The sequence below is a fragment of the Nonomuraea montanisoli genome, assembly GCF_013363975.1.
GTDB lineage: Bacteria > Actinomycetota > Actinomycetes > Streptosporangiales > Streptosporangiaceae > Nonomuraea > Nonomuraea montanisoli.
The window spans coordinates 1-1274 of record NZ_JABWGN010000043.1; the positions used below are offsets into that span (position 1 = coordinate 1).

Below are 1274 nucleotides of genomic sequence, written 5' to 3' on the forward strand. Positions count from 1 at the left end.
GATGGCCTTGTCCAGGGCGACGAAGTGGCGCCCGTCGCCGCGCAGCGCGATCCGCGCCGCGGTGATCGCCTTGATCGAGGCCACCGCGTTGCGCTCGATGCACGGGATCTGCACCAGCCCGCCGATCGGGTCGCAGGTCAGCCCCAGGTTGTGCTCGATGCCGATCTCGGCGGCGTTCTCCACCTGCTCCGGAGTGCCGCCCAGCACCTCGGTCAACCCGGCCGCCGCCATCGAGCAGGCCGAGCCGACCTCGCCCTGACAGCCCACCTCGGCGCCGGAGATGGAGGCGTTCTCCTTGAACAGCACCCCGATCGCCGCGGCGGTCAGCAGGAACCGGATCACGCCCTCGTCGTCGGCGCCCGGCACGAACCGGCTGTAGTAGGTCAGCACGGCCGGGATGATCCCCGCGGCGCCGTTGGTCGGGGCGGTGACCACCCGGCCGCCCGCGGCGTTCTCCTCGTTGACGGCCAGGGCGAACAGCGACACCCAGTCCATCGCGCGCAGCGGGTCGTCGCCGGCCTCGCTCTGCAGCCGGCGGTGCAGCTGGTTGGCCCGCCGCCGGACCTTCAGCCCGCCGGGCAGCACGCCTTCCTGGGCGATGCCGCGGCGCACGCACTCGCTCATCACCCGCCACAGGTGCAGGATCTGCTCGCGGATCTCGGTCTCGGTGCGGCCGAAGGCCTTCTCGTTCTCCAGCATCAGGGCCGAGATCGACAGGCCGGTGGCCGAGCAGTGCTTGAGCAGGTCCTCGCCGGTGGTGAACGGGTAGGGCAGGACGGTGTCGTCGGGTTTGATCCGGTCGGCGCCGGTGGCGTTCTCGTCGACGACGAAGCCGCCGCCGACGGAGTAGTAGATCTTCTCGCGCAGGGTGTGGCCGTCGGCGTCGCGGGCGGTGAAGCGCATGCCGTTGGGGTGGCCGGGCAGGGAGATCTTGCGTTCGAAGACGAGGTCGTCGCCGACGACGAACGGGATCTCGCGTTTGCCGTAGAGGGTGACGGTGCCGGAGGCGCGCATGGCGGTCAGGCGGGCCTCGACGGTGTCGACGTCGACGTGTTCGGGTTTGTCGCCGGACAGGCCGAGCAGGACGGCCTTGTCGCTGCCGTGGCCTTTGCCGGTCAGGCCGAGCGAGCCGTAGAGGATGGCCTCGACGCGGGCGACCTGGTCGAGCAGGCCGTCCTGGTCGAGGCCGCGCGCGAACTTGTGCGCGGCGGCCATCGGGCCGCCGGTGTGCGAGCTCGACGGGCCGATGCCGACCTTGAACAGGTCGAAGACGC

1 protein-coding gene is annotated in these 1274 nt (G+C 71.2%); it reads right to left on the reverse strand.

Annotated features, from left to right (window positions below; all coding sequences use genetic code 11):
- The coding region (locus HTZ77_RS44880; protein WP_175595913.1) for an L-serine ammonia-lyase at positions 1 to 1274 on the reverse strand (1274 nt) is incomplete at both ends.